This is a genomic window from Arthrobacter sp. UYEF20, from assembly GCF_040546335.1.
GTDB lineage: Bacteria > Actinomycetota > Actinomycetes > Actinomycetales > Micrococcaceae > Arthrobacter.
Genome location: NZ_JBEPNP010000055.1, coordinates 1 through 6,008, shown reverse-complemented (window position 1 = coordinate 6,008; position 6,008 = coordinate 1). Strand labels below are relative to the sequence as shown.

The 6,008-nt window shown below is 66.1% G+C and carries 4 protein-coding genes; 3 read left to right on the top strand and 1 reads right to left on the bottom strand.

Annotated elements, in window-relative coordinates; all coding sequences use genetic code 11:
- Nucleotides 1–160: 160 nt before the first annotated feature.
- A complete protein-coding gene (locus tag ABIB26_RS23505) occupies nucleotides 161–1,510 on the bottom strand; it encodes an MFS transporter (RefSeq protein WP_354248607.1) in 1,350 nt (449 codons plus the stop codon).
- Between the two features lie 150 nt (nucleotides 1,511–1,660).
- Here ABIB26_RS23505 and ABIB26_RS23500 point away from each other — a divergent pair, with 150 nt between their 5' ends.
- The 3 genes from ABIB26_RS23500 (at nucleotide 1,661) to ABIB26_RS23490 (ending at nucleotide 5,820) form a co-directional block, all read left to right on the top strand.
- On the top strand, nucleotides 1,661–2,791 hold the full coding sequence (locus ABIB26_RS23500; protein ID WP_354248606.1) for a LacI family DNA-binding transcriptional regulator: 1,131 nt from the start codon (nucleotides 1,661–1,663) through the stop codon (nucleotides 2,789–2,791).
- A gap of 162 nt (nucleotides 2,792–2,953) precedes the next feature.
- Complete coding sequence (gene uxaC / locus ABIB26_RS23495; RefSeq protein ID WP_354248604.1) at nucleotides 2,954–4,375, top strand: glucuronate isomerase; 1,422 nt, start codon at nucleotides 2,954–2,956, stop codon at nucleotides 4,373–4,375.
- A complete protein-coding gene (locus ABIB26_RS23490) occupies nucleotides 4,372–5,820 on the top strand; it encodes a mannitol dehydrogenase family protein (protein WP_354248602.1) in 1,449 nt (482 codons plus the stop codon). Before uxaC ends, ABIB26_RS23490 begins: the two co-directional genes overlap by 4 nt.
- Nucleotides 5,821–6,008 lie beyond the last annotated feature (188 nt).

The following is a 6,008-nucleotide window of genomic DNA, read 5'->3' as shown; positions in this document are numbered from 1 at the left end:
GTTGGCCCCCATCACCGCAAGGCCGGTGACACCGATGTGTGCTGACATCAAAACTCCAATTCATCTCTGTGCAACGAGTGCAGATTCGTCCCGCACATCCGGTCGTCCCGCACATCCTGCGGAAGGATGCCTCCCGGTCAGGCCGCGCCCTCTTCGAGAGTCAGGCCGCGTTCTCTTCCAGAGTCAGGTCGCGGTCCTTAGTCTCCGGAGTCTTCAGGGCTTGGACGAGGGAGATCCCGACAATGACCATCATGTAGAGCGCGATTGGCCAGTAAGAATTTGTCGCCCAGACCAGGAGTGCAGAACAGATGATGGGAGCAATGCCCCCGCCGAAGATGGCTGAGAACTCACGTGCGATGGCGACGCCGGCGTAACGGTACTTGGAGCCGAACAGTTCGGCGTACATGGCCGACTGGGCCGCGATGCCGCCCTCAACAGCGAAGGTGAAGCCCACGGCGTACACGAGGGCGATCAGCCAGACGTTACCGGTGCTGCTGAGCCAGAACGCCGGGAAGGAGAACAGGAACAGGAAGCCGAGGATGAAGACGTTGACGGGCTTGCGGCCCCAACGGTCGGTGGCGCGTCCTGCGATCAGGGCGGCGGGGATGGCGAAGAGTCCGCCCATGGCCAGCATCTGGGGGATGAGGGCCTTGTCGATGTTTACGACGGAGATCAGGAACGTGCCAAGGAAAGCCTGGTAAACGTAGGAGTGGGCGTGGGTGCCCATGTTGATGAGGAACACCTGGCGCAGCGGCCGGCGGCCCTTCTTGAGCACTTCCGAGACTGGGGAAGCGGCCTCGACCTGTTCTTTCTTGAGCTCGGCGAAGACCGGGGATTCCTTCATGTTGCGGCGGATCAGGTAGGCGGCGACCGTGACCACGGCGCTGGAGAGGAAGACGAGGCGCCAGCCCCAGGACTCGAGGTCCTCGCGGGGCATCATCTGGACCAGGATCCAGGCGCCGGAACCGAAGACGGAGCCCACTGCGGCACCGGCCCACACGAGGGACGTCATGGCGCCACGTTTGCCTCTGGGCGCGAATTCGGCAAGAAGTACCACTGCGCTTGCCATTTCCGCCCCCGCGCCGAAGCCCTGGATGAACCGGAGCACGGTCAGCAGGATCGGCGCCCAAATGCCGGCTGTCTCGTAGGTAGGGAGCAGGCCCATGGCGAACGTGGCGGTCCCCATCAGGGCGAGGGTGGCCACGAGAACAAACTTCCGCCCGATCTTGTCGCCGTAGCGTGAGAAGAACAGGCCGCCCATGGGGCGGGCAATGAATCCGACGGCGTATGCGCCGAAGCTGGCGATGAAGCCTACGGCGGGGGAGACATTCGGGAAGAAGAGGGTGTTGAAGATGATGGCTGTGCCGACACCGTAGACAACCATGTCGTAGTTTTCCAGGACAGTACCGATGAAGCCGGCCCACCCGGCGCGGCGCAGCTCCGTTCTGGAAGGTTCGGGAGGGGAACCAATCGCAGACCGTACCGGCTTAGCTGAGGAAATTGATGACATTGCATTCCTAATCTGGAGAAAGCGGACCACTTCGTCCGCGACCCTGCCAGTCTAGTGACGATGGCCACCAATGGCAACCGATTGCCGAAATATAGCCGGTACTGTGCCGCCGAGTCACTTGCCGGTACGGGCCGTCGGTAGGATGGGGCTGTGACCGAACTCGCGAAGCCTGACTCTGTTCCAACACCCCGGGAGGCCCCAACGCCCCGGGAGGCCCCAACACCCCGGGAGGCCCCAACACCCCGGGGGGCCTCAACACCCCGGGAGGCCAAGAATGGCGCCCGCGAGGGCAGAGGCAACGCCACCATTTACGACATTGCCAAGGTTGCAGGGGTTAATCCGTCCACGGTCTCCAGGGCGCTCAGCAAACCCGGCCGGGTCAGCGTCAAGACACAGAAGCTGATCGAGGACGCGGCCGCCGGACTCAATTACCATGTCAATCCGTTTGCGCGCGCGCTGCCGACCGGCCGCACCAGCACGCTGGGGCTGATCGTCGCGGATATCACCAATCCGACGTTCTTTGACATCATCCGGGGGACAGAGAGTACAGCGGCCGTGCGCGATTACACCCTGGTCCTCGCCGAATCGGCCGAATCCGCGGTAACCGAATTGATGACAGCCCGGCGATTGATGGCAACCGTGGACGGCCTCATCCTCGCCAGCCCGCGGATGGATGATGACGACATCCGGGCGTTGGCTCGGGACAAGCCCGTGGTTGTCATCAACCGCGAGGTCGAGGGAGTGCTGTGCGTAGTCCCGGATGTCAACAAGGGCATCGGTGAGGCGGTCCGCAGCCTGGCCGCCCACGGCCACCAGAAGATTGCCTTCGTCGCCGGGCCGCCGCAGTCCTGGATGTCCGGCCGCCGCTGGGAGGGCGTCCAGGCCGCCTGTGACTGGTCCCGCCTCGAGGCCGTGCGGCTGGAATCCACAAAACCAACGATCGAGGGAGGCAGGCAGGCCGCGCGCGCTGTCCGCGCCAGCGGCGCCACGGCTGTGCTGACCTACAACGACCTCCTGGCGATCGGACTCATGCAGGAGCTCCAGGCGGCAGGCATCGAGGTGCCCGGGCAGATCAGCATTGTCGGCTTTGACGACATCTTCGGGGCCGACTTCACGACGCCGCCCCTCACCACTGTGCGGGCACCGTTGCGCCAGAGCGGTTCAGATGCCGCAAAACTCCTGTTGCAGATACTGCACGGCGGGGCGGAGGATTCCTTTGTGGTGCAAGCAGAAAGCGAACTGGTCATCCGTGGCTCCAGCGGACCACTCGTCACCCGCTGACGCTGCTCCCGCACCTCTGGCACCTCTGGCATCTCTGGCACCTCTGGCCCGCATCCGGGCGGACCAAACCACCAAGGGTAAAGCGCAGCAACGGTAAAGCGTCCAGGCCCGTAGCGGTGGCAACCGATTGACAAAAATTGCCAAAAGTTGGACCATTGCTTTATGTCAGAGTCGATTGCCGCTAATCCCGACCGGCTCCTCCCCGCGGATCCCGGAACGCGCAGTATTGCCCGCGCGCTGCTGGAGCGGGTGCAGGACCTTCCCATCATTTCTCCGCACGGCCACGTTGACGCCGCCGTCATCGAGCACAACACGCCGTTCCCGGACCCGGCCGCGCTGCTGGTCAGCCCGGACCACTACGTCACCCGGCTGATCCATGCCAGCGGAGTGCCACTGGACCGGCTGCGCGCACCCAAGCCGGGGCATTCCGCGGCTCCGGTACCGGAGTCCCGCAGTGTCTGGCGCGAGTTCTGCAACGCGTGGCCGCTCTTCGAGGGAACGGCGTCCGGCTACTGGCTCCGCCACCAGTTCCAGAGCGTGTTCGGCCTCCACCAGGAGCCCAGCGCCGAGACCGCTGATGCAACGTATGACGCCATCAGCGCCAGGCTGCAGGAGCCCGGTTTCCGCCCCCGCCAGCTGTTCAAGGACTTCAACATCGAGGTCCTTGCCACCACCGACGACCCGCTCGATGACCTCGCCAGCCACCGGGCCATCGACGAGGATTCCACCTTCCATGGCCGGGTCCTGCCCACTTTCCGCCCGGACCAGTACCTGAACATCGCGCACCCGCAGTGGCAGGCGAACGTCGAGCGGCTCATCGCGGCAGCGGGCGACGGCGGAACCGGCTATGCCGGGTACATCACCGCGCTGGAGAACCGGCGTCGTTATTTCGTGGACCACGGCGCCGTCTCGGCGGACCACGGCGTCCGCACGCCCGCAACGCTCAAGCTTGACGACGCCGAGGCGGCCAGGCTGTTCGAGCGCGCCCGCGCCGGCCAGGCCACGGCGGCGGACCGCGAAATCTTTGAAGCCCACATGATGTACCAGATGGCGCGGATGTCGGTCGAGGACGGGCTGGTGATGACCATCCACCCGGGTTCGTACCGCGACCACCACGGGCCCACGTTCAACGCCTACGGCTCGGACACCGGCCACGACATCCCCGTCGCCGTGAACTACACCGAGGCCATCCGCCCCCTGCTGCAGGACTTTGGCACCGCCAAGGACTTCCACCTGGTGCTGTTCACGCTGGACGAGACCGTGTTCTCCCGCGAGCTGGCGCCCTTGGCCGGCTTCTACCCGTCGGTGTACCTCGGTGCCCCGTGGTGGTTCCTGGACGCACCGGATGCCATGCTCCGCTTCCGTGCCGCCGTGACTGAAACGGCCGGCTTCTCAAGGTCGTCGGGCTTCATTGACGACACGCGTGCGTTCTGCTCGATCCCGGCCCGGCATGACGCCTCCCGCCGGATCGAGGCCTCGTTCCTGGCGCGCCTTGTCGCCGAGCACCGGGTCAGCGAGAACCGCGCGCACGAGATCATCGTCGACGTCGTCGATTCCGCTCCGAGAAGGGTCTTCAAGCTGTGACCATCGAGCTGCAAAACGGCGGGCAGGCGCCTGCGCCGGCAGCGCTTCCCCGGTTGAACAGGTCCCTCCGGCCCAGCGCCAAGGCGCCGGTCCGGATTGTCCACCTTGGACTGGGCGCTTTCCACCGTTCCCACCAGGCCTGGTATACCCATCAGGCGGGCGACGCCGCGGAGTGGGGCATCGCCTCCTTCACCGGCCGCCGGCCGGACGCCGCGCTGGCGCTGGCCGGCCAGGACGGCCTGTACACCCTGGTAGAACGTGCCGACGGCGGAGATTCGTTCGAGATTGTCAGCAGCATTGTTGAGGCCGTGGACGGCGCCAACGTGGGCCGCCTCGCCGAGCTGGTTGCCGCCCCTGCCACAGCGGTCATCACCCTGACCATCACCGAGGCCGCCTACCGCCTGGACGCGGACGGCGAGCTGGACCGCACGGCTCCCGACGTCGTCGCAGACCTTGCGCTGCTGGCCGGTACTGCGGCTGGCGGCGGCCCACCGACGACGCCACTGGGCCGGCTGGTCTTCGCCCTCGCCGCCCGCAGGAGCGCCGACGGCGGCCCGCTCGCCGTCGTCTGCTGCGACAACCTCTCCAACAACGGAAGCGTTGCCCGCAGCGCGGTGCTTGGCCTGGCCGCGGCGTGGGACGCCGGGCTCGCGGCCTGGGTCGACGCCAACGTCAGCTTCGTCAGCACCTCCGTGGACCGCATCACGCCGCGGACCACCGACGCCGACCTCGCCGCCGTGGAGGCCGCCTGCGGCTACCGCGACAACTCACCGGTGGTGGCCGAGCCCTTCCGCAGTTGGGTACTGAGCGGGGCCTTCCCGGCCGGCCGGCCGCGCTGGGAAGACGCAGGCGCAGTTTTCGTGGACGAGATCGAACCGTTCGAGAACCGCAAGCTCTGGCTCCTTAACGGTGCCCACTCGCTGCTGGCGTACGCAGGGCAGCTGCGCGGCCATGCCACGGTGGCCGAGGCGTTGGCGGATCCCGCGTGCCTGCACGCCGTCGAGGCTTTCTGGGACGAAGCCGAGGCCAATCTGGCAGGTGCCGGGCCCAAAGGTGCGGACCTGCGGATTCCGGCGTACCGTGCCGAACTCCTGGTCCGCTTCAGGAACGCACGCATCGCCCACCACCTCGCCCAGATCGCCATGGACGGTAGCACCAAACTGAGGATGCGCGCCGTGCCGGTGCTCTTGGCCGAACGCTCCCACGGCAGGTCCGGCGCCGCCGCCGCGCTCATGATTGCCGCCTGGATGGACTTCAGTGCCCGCGCCGGAACGTTGCAGGATCCGCTCGCAGACGAAGTGGATGCCGCCAACGCGCTGACCGGCACCAGGCGCATCCGCACCCTGTTGGCTCTCCTCAACCCGCAACTGGCAGAGGACCATGCCGTCACCGAACTCATTGAAGGCCTGAGCGGCACGTTCACGGAACCAGCAATCGGCGCTTAGTTTTCCCCAGCCATATAGCCACCGCCGGTGCGCTGACCGGTAATTACAAAACACCGAGACTTACTCGGATTGGAAGGATCTGCCATGAAAATCATTGCCGCGGAAGTCTTCGTGACCAGCCCGTCCCGTAACTTCGTCACCCTGCGCATCACCACCGAGGACGGCGTCACCGGGATCGGGGATGCGAC

Bases quoted from the DNA above. Each gene is read 5' to 3' on its own strand.
- uxaC (WP_354248604.1), top strand. From the start codon at position 2,954: ATGTCAGAGTCGATTGCCGCTAATCCCGACCGGCTCCTCCCCGCGGAT.
- ABIB26_RS23505 (WP_354248607.1), bottom strand. From the start codon at position 1,510: ATGTCATCAATTTCCTCAGCTAAGCCGGTACGGTCTGCGATTGGTTCC.